Raw genomic sequence first — 14,993 nt, forward strand, 5'->3', positions numbered from 1 at the left:
CGTGAACACGGAGGGTGCCCACGCCTACGCGCGCGTGGGCACCCTTTTCAGTGCCGCAGTCAGTCGTAGTGCCGGGCCTCGAAGACGTTCCCGTCCGGGTCGCGGAAGTAGAAGCTGCGGGTGGCGCTGCCGCGGGCGCCGAAGGAGTCGTAGGAGATCTTCGAGACGGGGACGGCGCGTTCCTCCAGGCGGCTGCGGAGGGTGTCGAAGTGCTCGGCGGGCAGGGCCAGGCAGACGTGGTTGACGGGGTGGCCCGCGCTGTCGGCGGCGCCGGGGAGCATCTTCATGCGCTCCGCCATGGAGTGGGGCATGAGGTCGATGATGGTCTCGTCGTTGAGCCGTACGGAGGGGAACGGGATCTTGCCCTCCGCGAACTCGGAGAGCCGCACGGGGCGCAGGCCGACCGCCTTGTCGTAGAAGTCGGCCGAGGCCACCGGGTCGGTCACCCACAGGACTACGTGGTCGAGACGTGTCGTGTTGTCCGTCATGCCCCTCAGGCTGGTGTCGTCCCCCACAGGCCGCAAGTGTTTGACCGGCCCTGTCGCCTGCCAGAGATGAGGGAAGACCGAATGACAGGAGTGAGGCGCGTGGTGCTGGTGGTGTCCGAAGAAGTGCGGGAGGCGATCGACGCGCGTCGACCCGTGGTGGCCCTGGAGTCCACGATCATCGCGCACGGGCTGCCGCGCCCGCGCAATCTGCAGGTGGCGCTGGAGTTGGAGGACGTCGTACGGCGGGAGGGTGCCGTCCCTGCGACGATCGCGGTGCTCGACGGGCAGCCCCGGGTCGGGCTCGACAAGGGGCAGTTGGAGCGGGTCGCCAACGAGGACGGGATCCGCAAGCTGGGCCATCGGGACCTGCCGCTCGCGGTGGCGTCCGGGGCGAGCGGCGCGACCACCGTGTCGGCGACGGCGCTGCTGGCGGCCCTCGCGGGTGTGCGGGTGTTCGCGACGGGCGGTCTTGGCGGTGTGCACCGGGAGTGGACGGTGACGCAGGACGAGTCGGCCGACCTGGGGCTGCTCGCGCGGACGCGGATCACGGTGGTGTGCGCCGGCGTGAAGTCGATCCTGGACGTGCCGGCGACCCTGCAACGGCTGGAGACGCTGGGCGTCGCGGTGGCCGGGTACGGCACGGACCGCTTCCCCGGCTTCTATCTGTCCGACTCGGGGCATCCGGTGGACTGGACGCTGGAGAGCCCCGAGCAGGTCGCGGCGGTCATGCGGGCGCAGGACTCGCTAGACGGACCCGAGTCGGCGCTGATCGTCGCCAACCCCGTGCCCGAGGAGGAGCAGCTCGATCCCGCGCTGCACGCGCGTGTGCTCGCCGACGCGCTGCACGCGTGCGAGGAGGAGGGTGTCACCGGCCAGGCCGTCACGCCGTTCCTGCTCGACTACCTGGTCCGGCACACCGACGGGGCCTCACTGACCGCGAATTTGGCGGCGGTGCGCGGCAACGTACGGCTGGCGGCGCGGATCGCGGCGGCCCGGGCCGCGGCATGACCACCGCACCCGGCGGAGCGCTCCTGGTGGTCGGGGACGTCGTCACGGACGTCGTCGCCCGGCACCGGGGGCCGCTCGCCGCGGGGACGGACACGGCGGCCGTGATCCGGACGGTGCCGGGCGGCGCGGGCGCCAACGTGGCCTGCTGGGCGGCGCATTGGGGCTGCCCCGAGGTGCGGCTGCTCGGCCGGGTGGGCACGGACGCGGCGTCCTGGCACGAGCGGGAGCTGACCGCGTGCGGGGTACGACCCCGGCTCGTCGTCGACGAGGAGGCACCGACCGGGACGGTGATCTGCCTGGTCGACACGGATGCTTCGGCCGAGCGGACGTTCCTCACCGACAGCGGCGCTGCACTGCGCTTCGATCCCGGCGACTGGTCGGACGCGCTCCTCGACGGCGTGGCCCGGCTGCACCTGTCGGGCTACCTGCTGTTCTCCGAGCCGAGCCGCGCGCTGGTCGCGGTGGCTCTGGCGTCGGCACGCGCGCGTGGTGTGCCGGTGAGCCTGGACCCCGCGTCGGCGGGTTTCCTCGTGGAGCTGGGTGTCGACCGTTTCCTGGAGCTCGTCGCCGGGGTGGACGTCCTGCTGCCCAGCCGGGACGAGGCGTGCCTGCTCACGGGGCTGCCCGACCCGGCCGACGCGGCGGCGAAACTGAGCCGGTACGCCCCGCTGGTGGTCACCAAGCAGGGCGCGGAGGGCGCGTTGGTCGCCCGCTCCGGATCAGTGCGTGCCCGGGTCCCCGCGACGCCGGCCACACCGCGGGACACCACGGGGGCCGGAGACGCCTTCACCGGCGCGTTCCTCGCCGCGCTGCTCACGGGCGCCGAGCCCGAAGAGGCGGCGCGCGAGGGGTGCCGGGCGGGAGCGCTGGCGGTCGAGCGGGTGGGCGGGAGACCGCCGGGACGAAGTGAGGGCGAGCGAGGGTAAAGGCGGCGAGGTGAGGGCCGGCGGGCTAAGACGGTGAGGGTGTGGGCGGGTCCCCCTGACCGCCCAACTCCCGTCCCCTCCCTGCTCCTACGCCTTGCGCCCCCACGCCGAGATCATCGGTGCCGTCGCCAGGTCCATGTTGCCGGCCGCGACGTTGGCCAGGTGGCGGTCGATGTCCTCGTCGGTCGCGATGCCGGCGGTGACGAGTTGCTCGCGGATCTGGCGGACCGTCGCGGACTCCAGGGCCGTGCAGGCGGGTGAGGTGACCGGGAAGTAGGCGTCGGCCTCGACGCGGCGCAGTCCGGCCTCGCGGAGCAGGCGCGGGAGTGTGCGGCCGTAGGAGAGGTCGGCGCCCCGCTCGGCGAGGAGTTCACGGAAGCCCTGCCGCAGCCGGTTGGCGAGCTGTTCTTCGGGACCGTGCTCGTCCGGGCAGGTCAGGGGCTGCAGGGCCGGGTCGGCGTCCTCGATCAGGAGGTACCCGCCGGGCCGCAGGGCCTTGATCATCGACTGCAACGCCCGTTCCCGGTCCGGGACATGGACCAGAACCAGCCGGGCGTGCACCAGGTCGAAGCCCTCCCCCGGGGGTTCCTCGGCGCCGACGTCATGGACGCGCACCGCCACCGGCGGGCGGGCGGCCGGGGTCAGCCGGGAGGTGTCGATGTCGGTCGCGACGACCTTGCCGGTGGGGCCGACCTTCTTCGCCAGCCACGAGACCACGGAGGTGCCGCCGGCACCGACCTCCCAGCAGCGCCAGCCGGGTCCGATGCCGAACCGCTCGAGGTGGCGGAAGGTCGTGGGGTCGAAGAGGGTGGCGAAGGCGTCGAAGCGCTCCTGGGCCTCGGACTGCCGGTTGGTGAGGAGATACCCCTCGGTTCGCGTCATGCCGCGATCATCCCAGTTGCCCGGCTCGGCGGAAGCGGTCGACGCGTGCAAACCCTTCGTCCACAGGCGGGAACAAAGCGGAACATTCTGTTTCCACAGGCTTACCCGCCGCTCACTCCGACCTGGCAAACTGGCCGACCAAGGCGGAGGAACGCGGCGCGGGCCGTCGTTCCGTGCGTCAGATCCGGGGAGATCCACGCAAGGAGATCCAAATGTCCATGGCAGGGAATCTGCGGAAGGTCACGAGCCTCGGCAGGGTCGGCGGCCTCCGCAAGGTGGCACGGCTGGCTCGACGGCGCCCCCGCGTCGACCTGAGCCACCATGCCCGGTCTCCGCTGGGCTCCTCCGTGGTGAACTGCGTGACGTACCGGGACGGCGAGCGGGTGCCCGTCGGCAGCGATCTGGTCGACACGGTGGAGCAGGTACGCAAGCAGCGCGACGGATTCGTGTGGCTCGGGCTGCACGAGCCGACGGACCAGGAGTTCGCCGGCATCGCCGAGCTCTTCGACCTGCACCCGCTGGCCGTCGAGGACGCGGTCGAGGCCCATCAGCGCCCGAAGCTGGAGCGCTACGGCGAGACGCTGTTCGCGGTGTTCAAGACGGTCTGTTACGTCGAGCACGAGAAGCTGACCGCGACGAGCGAGGTGGTGGACACCGGCGAGATCATGGTCTTCGTCGGCGAGGACTTCGTGATCACGGTGCGGCACGGCAGGCACGGCTCGCTGGGCCCGCTGCGCGAGGAGCTGGAGTCCAGTCCGCAGCAGCTGGCCAAGGGCCCGGCGGCGGTGCTGCACGCGATCGCGGACCACGTGGTCGACGACTATCTGAGCGTCACGGACTCGGTCCAGGCGGACATCGACCAGGTCGAGACGGACGTGTTCGCGGAGAACGGCGCGCGGGCCGACCCGGGGCGGATCTACCAGATGAAGCGCGAACTGCTGGAGCTGAAGCGGGCGGTGGTGCCGCTCGCCCGTCCGATCGAGGATCTCGCCACCCGGCCGATCCGGGTGGTCGACCCGGAGATACAGGCCTACTTCAGGGACGTCTTCGACCACCTCATGCGGGCGAAGGAGCAGATCGCCTCCTTCGACGAACTCCTCAACTCGATCCTCCAGGCCCACCTCGCGCAGGTCACGGTCGCGCAGAACGAGGACATGCGCAAGATCACCGCCTGGGCCGCGGTGATCGCGGTCCCGACGATGGTCTGCGGGGTGTACGGCATGAACTTCGAGCACATGCCCGAGCTTCACTGGCGGTACGGATACGGCCTGGTGATCGGCGTGATATCCGTGGCGTGCCTGGTGCTGTACCGCGGCTTCCGGCGCAACGGCTGGCTCTGACGCGCGCGGTCGCCGCGGGGTGAGTCAGCGGGATGGGCGTCGGCGGGCACCGTCAGCGAGGGCCGGTCCTGGCGTAGACGCTCTCCGCCCAGGAGGCGATCTGCTCCTCCGTCAGATGCTGGGCGAGGTCCGCCTCGCTGATCATGCCGACCAGGCGCTTGTTCTCGATGACGGGGAGCCGGCGGATCTGGTGGCTCTGCATCTCCTGGAGCACGTCGCCGACGTCGGCGCCCGAGTCGATCCAGCGGGGAGTGCCCTGGGCCATCTCGCCGGCGGTGATCCTGGCCGGGTCGTGACCCATGGCCACACAGCCGACGACGATGTCCCGGTCGGTGAGGATGCCGCAGAGCCGCTCGTTCGCGTCGCTGATGGGCAGGGCTCCGACGTTCAGCTCGCGCATCAGCTGGGCCGCGCGGTCCAGCGTCTCGTGGGCGGGGATCCACTGGGCGCCCCGGTGCATGATGTCTCCGGCGGTGGTCATGGAGTACCTCCTGATGCCGGGCGGCCGGCGCGGCGCGGGGAGCACCGCTGGTCCCGGCGCCCTACATTCTCGCCGCGCGACAGGACGGACGCACCCGGAACCGGGCGGTAACGGGGAAGTCGGCGCCGTCTCGATCCTTGACCGCTCAACCGCTCCACGCCGGATGCCGCGGGTCGTCCGCGCGGACCAGGACGTCGGCGGTGGCCGCGGGGTCGGTCTCGTCGGTGTAGCGCTCATAGGCGGGGAGGGTCCAGTGGTCGGCTTCGGGGGTGCGGCGGCGCAGGGCGCCGGGGGTGAGGAGGACGTGGACGGTCAGGTCGAAGGGGAACCAGTGGCGCAGCAGGAGGGGGCCGTGGAGCAACAGGAAGCCGCCGGGCGGGAGTTGGACGTGGGGGCTGCGGGTGGCGCGGTCGGTGACCGGGTCCCACAGGTCGGGCAGGACGCGTCCGTCGCCACCGGCTTCGAGGGGGCCGAAGACCTCGCGCCACAGGGCGCCGGTGTCGAACCAGCCGTCGTAGTAGGCCTCCACGTCCTGGCGGCCGTACTCCAGGCGCAGCGAGGCCGGGCGCAGGAAGCCGTCCGTGCCGACGGTCAGCGAGGGGCGGCCGTGTATGCGCAGCGCCTGACCCACGCGTTCGGCGAGTTCTCCCGGCCGGGCCGCGGGGGCGCCGTCGAAGGCGATGCGCGGCCAGGGGCTGCCGTCGGCCGGCTTCAGGTCGAGCAGGCGCTCGGCGAGGAGGTCGCCGAGCCGGTCCCAGGTGATCGCTTCGAGTCGCACACGGCCATGATGCGCCAGTCGCCGGGTGGGGTGTGGCGCCCACGGCCGGGGCCAGCGTCAGGACGCCGCGCGCTCGTGGCACGGCGGGCGGAGAGGAGTTGGGGAGGAGGAGGGGTGCGGAGAGGTGAGAGAGGGGGGCGCGTTCTGGACGTAGTCCGCGGGGCGGAAAGGGGGAATGACACACGTATGGCGCGCCTCGCAACTCCCCCGCACCGCACCGGACTTCTCGTCATTCAGCCGCTCAGGAGACGGCACTGCGCGGAGTGTCAGGCGGGGCCGTTGGCGCTGCTGGTGCTGGAGGAGGGGACGCCGAGGTGTCTCGACTGCGCCGACCTCGGGCATCTGGTGTTCCTGCCGCGCGGCGACACCGCGCTGACGCGGCGGTCGCGGGAGGAGAGCGGGCTGTCGGCGGTCGTGGTGCGGTTCGACCGGCGCAGGGGCCGGTACGAGCGGCAGGGGGTCCTGGTCGAGGAGGCGGGGCTCGCCCGGGCCGAGGAGCGGTGCCTGGCGGACGCGGAGGCGCGGCGGCGGCGCCGGGTGCGGGACGCCCGACGGCGGGCGGCCGAGGACGTGCGGTTCGAGGAGGCGTTCGCGGCGGAGATACGGCGGCTGTTTCCCGGGTGTCCGGCGGAGCGGGCGCGGGAGATCGCCGGGCACGCGTCGGCGCGGGGCAGCGGACGCGTGGGCCGGAGTGCGGCCGGGCGGGCCCTGTCCGAGGGGGCGGTGGTGTCGGCGGTCGTGGCGTCCGTACGGCATGTGGACACGCCGTACGACCAGTTGCTGATGAGCGGAGTGGCACGGCACGAGGCGCGGCGGCGGATCGGGGCGGCGGTGGACGGCGTGCTGCGGGGGTGGCGGGCGGAGGGGGCGATCGGCTGACCGTGCCGGTGTGCTCCGGGGCAGGGGTGGGCCGCGAACCGGCGCGAGAGGGAGGGGGAGGCGGGAGGGAGGGGGGAGGGGGAGCCCCCCGGAGATTGGCCGGGGGGAGCCACAAGCAGGCGAAAAGGGGTGGACGCTCGCTTATGTTCACGAGGCCTTAGGGCATGGTCACCGTGGAGGTGCGGGTCTTCACTTGTGGTTGTGGCGGGAGTGCCGGGCACGGTCTCGGCCGACACGGGGAGTTGACGTTTTCATGATCGATGGACCGTACTTCGTGCTGGTGGTGCTGGGTGTGCTCGGAACCGGTCTGGTCGCCGGGGTCTTCTGCGCGTTCTCCACGTTCGTGATGAGGGCGCTGGCCGCGTTGCCGCCGGCGCAGGGCGTGGCGGCGATGAACTCGATCAACGTGAGCGCGGTGCTGCCGGCGTTCATGTTCGTGTTCCTCGGGTCGGCGGTGCTGTGCGCGGTGATCGCCGTGGTGACGTTCGTGCTGTGGCCGGACGAGGGGACGGTGGAGCTGTTGCTCGGCAGCGCGCTGTATCTGTTCGGCACGTTCGGGGTGACGATGGTGGCGAACGTGCCGCGCAACGACGCCCTGCTGAAGCTGGAGCCGGGCACTGCGGAGGCGGCGGCGTACTGGCCGTCGTACGTGCGCGAGTGGACGATGTGGAACCACGTGCGCGCGGTCGCCTCGTCCGGCGCGGCGGTGGCGTATGTGCTGGCCCTCACCTGAGCGGGGGCTGAGAGCTTCCGGGCGGTGGCTTGGGAGAAGCCTGGGAAGAGGGGGCGGAAAGCGCGGTCCGTCCACTCTGCGCGGGTGGCCGATGGGCCGTATCGTGGCCGAAAGAGTGCCGCCCGATGACGCACGGCCTGCCGCATGCGGACGCAAGGAAGACGGCCATGGCCGATCCCAAGGGATTCATGACCACGCCTCGCCAGGACTGGCCCCGTCGGCCGGTCGAGGAGAGGGTCCGGGACTGGGACGAGGTGTACGTCCCGGGGGCGCTGCTGCCCATCATCGACAAGCAGGCCGACCGCTGTATGGACTGCGGGATCCCGTTCTGCCACGACGCCTGTCCGCTCGGCAATCTGATCCCCGAGTGGAACGACCTGGTGAGCCGGGACGACTGGCGGGCGGCGGCGGATCGGCTGCACGCCACGAACAACTTCCCTGAGTTCACGGGGCGGTTGTGTCCGGCGCCGTGCGAGGCGGGGTGCGTGCTCGCCATCAACCAGCCCGCGGTCACCATCAAGAACGTCGAGGTCGCCATCGCCGACCAGGCCTGGGAGTTGGGTCTCACGCCGCCCCGGCCGCCGGACCGGTTGTCCGGGCGGACGGTCGCGGTGATCGGGTCGGGTCCGACGGGACTCGCCGCGGCGCAGCAGTTGACCCGGGCGGGGCACACGGTCGCCGTGTACGAGAAGGACGACCGGCTCGGTGGGCTGATGCGGTACGGCATCCCGGAGTTCAAGATGGAGAAGCGGCATCTGGAGCGGCGGATCGAGCAGATGCGGGCCGAGGGGACGAAGTTCCGTACGTCGACGGCGGTCGGGCGGGATGTGGGGGCGGCGGAGTTGCGGGCGCGGTACGACGCCGTGGTGATCGCGACGGGGGCGACGGCGTGGCGGGAACTGCCGGTGCCGGGGCGGGAGTTGGCCGGGATCCAGCAGGCGATGGAGTATCTGCCGCTGGCCAACCGGGTGTGCGAGGGGGATTTGGCCGACTCCCCGATGTCCGCCGCCGGGAAGCATGTCGTCATCGTCGGCGGCGGTGACACGGGGGCCGACTGTCTGGGGACGGCGGTGCGTGAAGGGGCCGCGTCCGTCAGCCAGTTGGACATCTACGCCCAGCCGGACGCCGTGCGCGACGAGGACGCCGAGCCCTGGCCGACGTATCCGAGGATCTACCGGTTGTCGGCCGCGCACGAGGAGGCCGGGGACCTGGGGACGGCGCCGGCGGCGGACGCGGACGCCCGGCTGTTCGCGGCGTCCACGCTCCGCTTCACCGGCGACGAGGGCGGGCATGTGCGGTCGCTGCACCTCGTCGAGGTCGACGCGCAGCGGCGGCCGGTGGCGGACAGCGGGCGGACGTTGCCCGCCGACCTCGTGCTGCTCGCGCTCGGTTTCTCCGGGCCCGACCGGGCGGACGACGGGCTCGTCGACCAGTTGGGGCTGGCGATGGATCCGCGCGGGACGATCACGCGGGACGCCGACTTCGCGACGAACGTGCCCGGGGTGTTCGCCGCCGGGGACGCGGCGCGCGGGCAGTCGCTGATCGTGTGGGCGATCGCGGAGGGGCGAGCGGTGGCGGCGGCCGTCGACCGCCATCTGACGGGGAGTTCGCGGCTGCCGGCGCCGATCGGGCCGTACGACCGGCCGATGACGGTGTGACGGAGTGAGGCGGGGCCTCAGCCTCGCAAGGCCGAGCGTCACCCTCGCAAGGCCGAGTGTCGACCTCACAGAGCCGGGCCTCAGCGCCGCGTGTCCGTGCCCGCCACCTTCGCCGTCGACAACGCCACCCGGTTCCACGTGTTGATCGTGAGGATCAGTGAGAGCACGTGGGCCAGTTCCTGCTCGTCGAAGTGGGCGGCGGCCTGGGCGTAGACGTCGTCCGGGACGCCGGCGTCGGCCACCAGGGTCACCGCCTCCGTGAGGGCGAGAGCGGCCTGTTCGCGCTCGGTGAAGAAGTGCCGGGCCTCGCGCCAGACGGGGACCATGTGCAGCCGGTCCTCGCTCTCACCGGCCTTGCGGGCGTCGTTGGTGTGCATGTGGAGGCAGTACGCGCAGTGGTTGAGGTGCGAGGCGCGGATCTGGATGAGTTCGACCAGGGCCGGGTCGAGGCCCTCGCGGGCGGCGGCGTCGAAGCCGATGAGGGCGCGGAAGACCTTCGGGGCGGCCTTCGCGAGGTCGATGCGGGGCGCGGTGGCGGTGATGGTGTCGGCGTGGGCGCTGGTGTCCGTGTTCGTCGTCATGTGATCAATCTATGGACCGAAAAGACCCACTGTAGGGTGCATTTCCATGGCGAAATCGTGGGTCAATTCCGCGGAGCGGATAGGGGCTGATCTGCATCTGGAGCTGTCCGGGAGCGGCGGACGGCGGGCCGCTCTCATCGATGCGCTGCGCGAGGCCGTGCGCGGTGGGCGCCTCGCTCCCGGCACCCGGCTGCCGCCTTACCGCTCGCTCGCCGCGGACCTCGGCGTCGCCCGCAACACGGTGGCGGACGCGTACGCGGAGCTCGTGGCGGAGGGCTGGCTGACCGCACGCCAGGGCTCGGGCACCCTGGTCGCCGAGAGAGCCCGGCCACTGCGGGCGCAGCCCGCGCGACACACCGAGCGGGGTCCGGTTACGGCACCTCCACGCGCGCGTGCACCCCGGCACGACCTGCGGCAGGGCACGCCCGACGCGTCGGCGTTCCCGCGCGCGGCGTGGCTCGCGTCGTATCGGCGGGCCGTCCAGCAGACGCCGAACGAGGTGTTCGGGCCCGGTGACCCGGCCGGGCGGATCGAACTGCGGGAGGCGCTCACGGAGTACCTGGCACGCGTGCGTGGCGTACGGACCACACCCGACCGGATCGTGATCTGCTCCGGCTTCGCGCACGGGCTGCGGCTGCTGTTCGGCCAGGGCGGTGGCGGGGTGCTGCGGGCGCCGCTGGCCGTGGAGGCGTACGGGCTGGGCTTCCACCGGGCCTTGCTCGATACCGCGGGCGTGCGGACCGTACCGCTGCCGATCGACGAACACGGCGCGTGTGTCGAGGAGTTGGCGCGGGAGCGGGCGGTGTTGCTCACGCCCGCGCATCCGTTCCCGACCGGCGGTCCGCTGCAGGCCGAGCGCCGGGCCGCGGTGATCGACTGGGCACGCGCGCGTGGTGGGGTGGTTCTGGAGGACGACTACGACGGGGAGTTCCGCTACGACCGCAAGCCCGTCGGGGCGCTCCAGGGGCTCGATCCGGAGCGGGTGATCCTCCTCGGCTCGGTCAGCAAGAGCCTGTCGCCCGCACTGCGCCTGGGGTGGATGGTGCTGCCGGAGCGGTACGTCGAGGGCGTGCTCGCCGCCAAGGGTGAGCGCGAGGCCTGGGCGAGCGTCCTCGACCAGCTGTGCCTCGCCGACTTCGTCTCGTCGGGGTCGTACGACCGTCATGTGCGGCGGATGCGGCAGCGGTACCGGAGCCGCCGCGACCGCCTGGTCGCTGCGCTCGCCGCGCAGGCCCCGCACATCGAGGTCACCGGGGTCGCGGCGGGCCTGCACGCGGTACTGCGACTGCCTCCCGGCACGGAACGCTCCGCGCTCAAGGCCGCGGCATGGCAGGGCGTCGCCCTGGACGGCCTCGCCGCGTTCCGCCACCCGGAGACGGACATGCCGGTCCGGGACGGGCTGGTGGTCGGGTACGCGACACCTTCGGAGCACGCGTACGGGGCGGCCTTGGAGGCGCTGTGCGGGGTGCTGCCGCCGGGGGAATCGACGGAGGCCCCGACTGACGGATGAGCCCACGGGGGTGGGGCCCTGGCCGGCGGACGGGCGAGCCGACCCGTGGCTGTCCGGCAGGTCGGGTGAGCCACGGTCTCCGTCCCCGGCCGAGCGGACCAGCGCCCCCGCAGGCGGCGAGTCGCCCCGCTCCCCCACGGCCGCACAACCGCGCCCCGATATTCCCCCACGCCCGGATGAGAAGTCGTACGCCCCCGCTCGCACCTCCGGAGGAGACCGCGTGTACTACCCGCGGACGAGCCGTTCGGCGTGGTCTCCTCCCGGCTCACGAAATCCGTCGTCGGGGGGCCGGAAGGCGGCTTCCGGGCGACGGGAATCGCAACGGCGGTGGGACCATCGGCGAAGGAGGCGAGTCGGCGTCGGGCCCGGAGTGGGCCGGTCGGTGGCCCGTCCCCATCCTTCGTTCCGTCGTCAGGCGCAGGGCCACCCCCGCGCGTCCCCCCTGTTGGCGGTCGGTCCTGGAGGGTGTTGATGACGACGCTCGACGAACGTCAGGGAGAGGGCGCGCGCGACGGGGACGTACCCCGGGGCGAGGTGGCCCTGGAGCGGATCGAGGCGCGCGAGGCGGAGGGGGCGTTTCGCCCGGCCGCCGTCCCGCTCGATCACCCCGTGGCCGCGTTGCCCCGACTCGCCGGTTCCAAGGCGGCGAACCTCGCGCGTGCGGCGCGGGCCGGACTGCCCGTGCTCCCCGGGTTCGTGATCCCCGAGTGCGCGGACGGCGACACGGTCGCCCTGCGCCGGGCCTGGCAGGACATCTCCCATTCCGGTGCGCGGCCCCTGGTCGTACGGTCCTCGTCGCCGCAGGAGGACACGCAGGAGTCGTCCCTGGCGGGCCAGTTCGACTCCGTGCTCGACGTACGCGGCTGGCCGGACTTCCGTACGGCGATACAGGCCGTGCTCGATTCGGCGCATCGGCCCGACGGGTCGACCGCGCCCATGGCGGTGCTCGTTCAGCCGATGCTGGCGGCTCGCGTGGGCGGGGTGATGTTCGGTGCCGATCCCGTGGAGGGGCGCGCGGACCGGATGCTGGTGAGTGCGGTGCGCGGCGGGCCGGACAGTCTGGTGAGTGGTGAACAGGCCGGTACCAACTACTGGTTGAGCCGGCGGGGGCGGTTGCTGCGCACGGAGCCGGCGGCCGCCGATGCCCTGCTCACGCCCGCCGAGCTGCGGCAGTTGGCGCGGCTCGCGGGACGCGCTCGCCAAGTCTTCGGTGGGCCGCAGGACATCGAGTTCGGGTTCGACGGGGGCGGACGGCTGTGGTTGTTCCAGAGCCGTCCCATCACGGCGATGGCGGTACGGCCGCCGCGCGGGGCCCGGTTGCTCGGTCCGGGACCGGTCGCGGAGACGCTGCCGGAGCAACTCCTGCCGTTGGAGCAGGACTTGTGGGTGACGCCGATGGCCCGTGGGCTGACCGCCGCGCTCGACATCACGGGCAGCGCGGCGCGTCGGCTGCTGCGGACGGTGCCGTTGGTGACGACGGTCGGCGGGTGGGCCGCGGCCGACCTGCGCCTGCTCGGGGCGGTCGCGCCGAAGCACCGGTGGCTCACCCTGATCAACCCTGCGCCGGGGGCGCGGCGGCTCGGCGCGGCCTGGCGGGTCGGCCGCCTCACCGCCGCGCTGCCCGGCCTGGCCGCGGACCTCGTCGCGGACGTCGACCGCCACCTCGCCCAGGTCCCGGCCCCCGCCGAACTCCCCGCCCCCGACCTGGCCGCCGAGCTCCGCTGGACCCGCGCGGTCCTGGTCTCCCTGCACGCCCAGGAGGCCCTCGCGGGGGCCCTCCTGCACGAACACGAGCCGCCGACGACCCGTACCGCGGCGGGCGCGGCCCTGACCGCCCTCGCGGAGACCCGCGCCCGAGGCATCCCGGACGACCAGGCGCCCACCGCGTCCCCGACGATCCTCGCCCTGACAGCGCCGATCCTCCGGGGGCGCGGGCGCTTGCCTCAGGCGGACGCGTCGGACACCGGCGACGGTCTCGGCCCGCGTCCGGCCCCGCTGCCGCCTGCGGACCAACTGCTCCCAGTGGCACCCCTGTCTCCGACGATCCCGGCGATCCCGCTGTCCCAGCCGACCGCGCGCTCCACCGCCTCGCTCACCCCCACCACGTCGCTCACCCCCGCCCCCTCACCCACCCTCGTCACCACCCCGCCGCACTCCGCCCCGCCACACTCCACCGCACCCCTCTCCGCCGCCTCCCTCTCCCCCACCCCTTCTCTCCCACCCCGTGAAGCCCTCCGCCTGCGCGCCCGTTGGGTTCACGAGCTGCAGGTACGGCTGGTCCGGGAGGTCGCTTGGCGGTTGGGGCTAGCCCTGGACCGCGTGGGGCTGCTGCGCTGGCCTGAATTGGTCGCCGCGCTCGACGGCGAGGCGCTGCCCGGGGATCTCCACGCGCGCGTGCCGCTGCCCGAGTCGCCGCCGTTGCCGGATGCCTTCCGGCTCGCCGAAGGGGCGGTGGTCGCCGAGCGCACCGACGGCGCCGGCGAAGGCCGGGGCGTGTCCGGCGGGCGGGCCGTCGGGACGGTCTGGGACGGGACCGGACCCCGCCCGCCGGACGCCGTGCTCGTCGTACGCACCCTCGACCCCGCCCTGGCCCCGCTCCTGCCCCAACTCGCCGGTCTGGTCGCGCAGACCGGCAGCCCGCTGTCCCATCTCGCCGTCCTGGCAAGGGAGTTCGGGTTGCCGGCCGTCGTCGGTGCGACCGATGCGGTACGGCGCTTCCCGCTCGGGTCACGCATCGCCGTGGACGGGACCACCGGTGACGTACGAACCGGGGCCGCCCGGACGGGAGACAGACGATGAGACGGATCGCGTACCTCTTCGGAAGCCTCGCCGCCGCCGGCGCCGGGACCTATCTCGTCGTGTACCTGTACCGCTGGCAGTGGCAACGGGCCATCCTGTGCGGGATCCTCCTGCTGGTCGTCGAAGTGATGCTGCTCGGCATCGTGTTGCTCGGACGGTTGGCCCGGATCGAGGAGCGGGTCAAGGAAAGCGCCGAGAGGCAGCGCAAGTTGACGGAGCATCAGGAAGACGTGCTGGTACGGCTGCGGCAGACACCCGCCGAGCGGGAGGGCACCCGGTTCCGCTGGCTGGAGGACACCGCCGACCGGACATACGTCTTCGTGCCCGTCCTCATGGTCACCGGTGTACTCCTGTCCGGACTCGCCTGGGTGGTCCAGCGGATCGCGTCCGCGACCGGTCGCCCGGCGGAACGGCGGCTCGCGGGACGGCTCACCGTGCTCACCGCACCGGATCCGGGCGCGGCGGGCGAGCTGGAGGACCGGCCTCCGCTGGGCGGCCGGCGCTCCAAGGGCCGCGTCGCGCGGGTGGCCGCCGTCGCCGTCGTCGGGGCGACCCTGCTTGCCGGGCTCGTCGTCGGGCTCGCCGACCTCACCCAGACCCGGGAGCAGCACGAGAACGACAACGAGGCGACCTCCGTACTGCTCCAGGTCGACCTGCGCGGCAGCGGCATGACGGCCGAACGCCGAACGCTCGCCGCCCAGCAGGTATGGGAGCGCTGCCGGGACGCCACGTCCGTGCCGCTGAACCACGCGACCCTGGGTGACCTGGGCGACGGCGTGTTCGCCGGGGTGGTTCGCCCCGCGCTCACCGAGCACGACCGTATGCGGCTGCGCGGCTGCCTGGAGGACACGACCCTCGACCGCGCCCACCTCACGGTGGTCGGCATCGGAGACGCGGACGCGGCCGATGACTGAGCCGACCCGCACCCCG

Annotated in this window: 14 protein-coding genes; 9 read left to right on the forward strand and 5 right to left on the reverse strand. The window is 72.9% G+C overall.

Features of this window, described 5'->3' with window-relative positions:
* Positions 1–59 precede the first annotated feature (59 nt).
* Positions 60–488, reverse strand: coding sequence for a VOC family protein (locus M2283_RS17620; protein WP_280877204.1), 429 nt, complete (start codon positions 486–488; stop codon positions 60–62).
* Positions 489–587: 99 nt separating this feature from the next.
* On the opposite strand from M2283_RS17620, the gene M2283_RS17625 reads away from it, so the two are divergent.
* Complete coding sequence (locus tag M2283_RS17625; RefSeq protein WP_280877634.1) at positions 588–1,496, forward strand: pseudouridine-5'-phosphate glycosidase; 909 nt, start codon at positions 588–590, stop codon at positions 1,494–1,496.
* Positions 1,493–2,422, forward strand: coding sequence for a carbohydrate kinase family protein (locus M2283_RS17630; protein WP_280877205.1), 930 nt, complete (start codon positions 1,493–1,495; stop codon positions 2,420–2,422). The genes M2283_RS17625 and M2283_RS17630 overlap by 4 nt, the downstream gene beginning before the upstream one ends.
* Positions 2,423–2,509: 87 nt before the next feature.
* On the opposite strand, the gene M2283_RS17635 is transcribed toward M2283_RS17630, so the two are convergent.
* Positions 2,510–3,304 carry a methyltransferase domain-containing protein gene (locus M2283_RS17635; RefSeq protein WP_280877206.1) on the reverse strand — a complete coding sequence of 265 codons (795 nt, stop codon included), beginning with the start codon at positions 3,302–3,304 and terminating at the stop codon, positions 2,510–2,512.
* 212 nt (positions 3,305–3,516) lie between these two features.
* On the opposite strand from M2283_RS17635, the gene M2283_RS17640 reads away from it, so the two are divergent.
* Positions 3,517–4,644 carry a magnesium and cobalt transport protein CorA gene (locus M2283_RS17640; RefSeq protein WP_280877207.1) on the forward strand — a complete coding sequence of 376 codons (1,128 nt, stop codon included), beginning with the start codon at positions 3,517–3,519 and terminating at the stop codon, positions 4,642–4,644.
* A gap of 52 nt (positions 4,645–4,696) precedes the next feature.
* Here the strand turns inward: M2283_RS17640 and M2283_RS17645 are convergent, their stop codons facing one another.
* Positions 4,697–5,125, reverse strand: coding sequence for a CBS domain-containing protein (locus tag M2283_RS17645; protein WP_280877208.1), 429 nt, complete (start codon positions 5,123–5,125; stop codon positions 4,697–4,699).
* A gap of 145 nt (positions 5,126–5,270) precedes the next feature.
* On the reverse strand, positions 5,271–5,903 hold the full coding sequence (locus tag M2283_RS17650) for a uridine kinase (RefSeq protein WP_280877209.1): 633 nt from the start codon (positions 5,901–5,903) through the stop codon (positions 5,271–5,273).
* A gap of 186 nt (positions 5,904–6,089) precedes the next feature.
* Here M2283_RS17650 and M2283_RS17655 point away from each other — a divergent pair, with 186 nt between their 5' ends.
* The 3 genes from M2283_RS17655 to M2283_RS17665 all read left to right on the forward strand — a co-directional run bounded on the left by M2283_RS17655 (position 6,090) and on the right by M2283_RS17665 (position 9,173).
* On the forward strand, positions 6,090–6,782 hold the full coding sequence (locus tag M2283_RS17655; protein ID WP_280877210.1) for a DUF2293 domain-containing protein: 693 nt from the start codon (positions 6,090–6,092) through the stop codon (positions 6,780–6,782).
* A 253-nt stretch (positions 6,783–7,035) separates the two neighbouring features.
* The gene (locus M2283_RS17660; protein ID WP_280877211.1) at positions 7,036–7,515 is read left to right on the forward strand and encodes a DUF1772 domain-containing protein; all 480 of its coding nucleotides are present in this window, start codon (positions 7,036–7,038) and stop codon (positions 7,513–7,515) included.
* 167 nt (positions 7,516–7,682) lie between these two features.
* Positions 7,683–9,173, forward strand: a complete 1,491-nt coding sequence (locus M2283_RS17665; protein WP_280877212.1) for a glutamate synthase subunit beta — start codon at positions 7,683–7,685, stop codon at positions 9,171–9,173.
* Between the two features lie 80 nt (positions 9,174–9,253).
* On the opposite strand, the gene M2283_RS17670 is transcribed toward M2283_RS17665, so the two are convergent.
* Positions 9,254–9,754, reverse strand: coding sequence for a carboxymuconolactone decarboxylase family protein (locus M2283_RS17670; protein WP_280877213.1), 501 nt, complete (start codon positions 9,752–9,754; stop codon positions 9,254–9,256).
* A 46-nt stretch (positions 9,755–9,800) separates the two neighbouring features.
* Between M2283_RS17670 and M2283_RS17675 the strand changes: the two genes are divergently transcribed.
* From M2283_RS17675 to M2283_RS17685, 3 genes are all read left to right on the forward strand, one after another.
* Positions 9,801–11,264, forward strand: a complete 1,464-nt coding sequence (locus tag M2283_RS17675; RefSeq protein WP_280877214.1) for a PLP-dependent aminotransferase family protein — start codon at positions 9,801–9,803, stop codon at positions 11,262–11,264.
* Positions 11,265–11,735: 471 nt separating this feature from the next.
* Positions 11,736–14,063 carry a PEP/pyruvate-binding domain-containing protein gene (locus tag M2283_RS17680; protein WP_280877215.1) on the forward strand — a complete coding sequence of 776 codons (2,328 nt, stop codon included), beginning with the start codon at positions 11,736–11,738 and terminating at the stop codon, positions 14,061–14,063.
* On the forward strand, positions 14,060–14,977 hold the full coding sequence (locus tag M2283_RS17685; RefSeq protein ID WP_280877216.1) for a hypothetical protein: 918 nt from the start codon (positions 14,060–14,062) through the stop codon (positions 14,975–14,977). Before M2283_RS17680 ends, M2283_RS17685 begins: the two co-directional genes overlap by 4 nt.
* Positions 14,978–14,993: the final 16 nt, after the last annotated feature.

Source organism: Streptomyces pseudovenezuelae, from assembly GCF_029892565.1.
GTDB lineage: Bacteria > Actinomycetota > Actinomycetes > Streptomycetales > Streptomycetaceae > Streptomyces > Streptomyces pseudovenezuelae_A.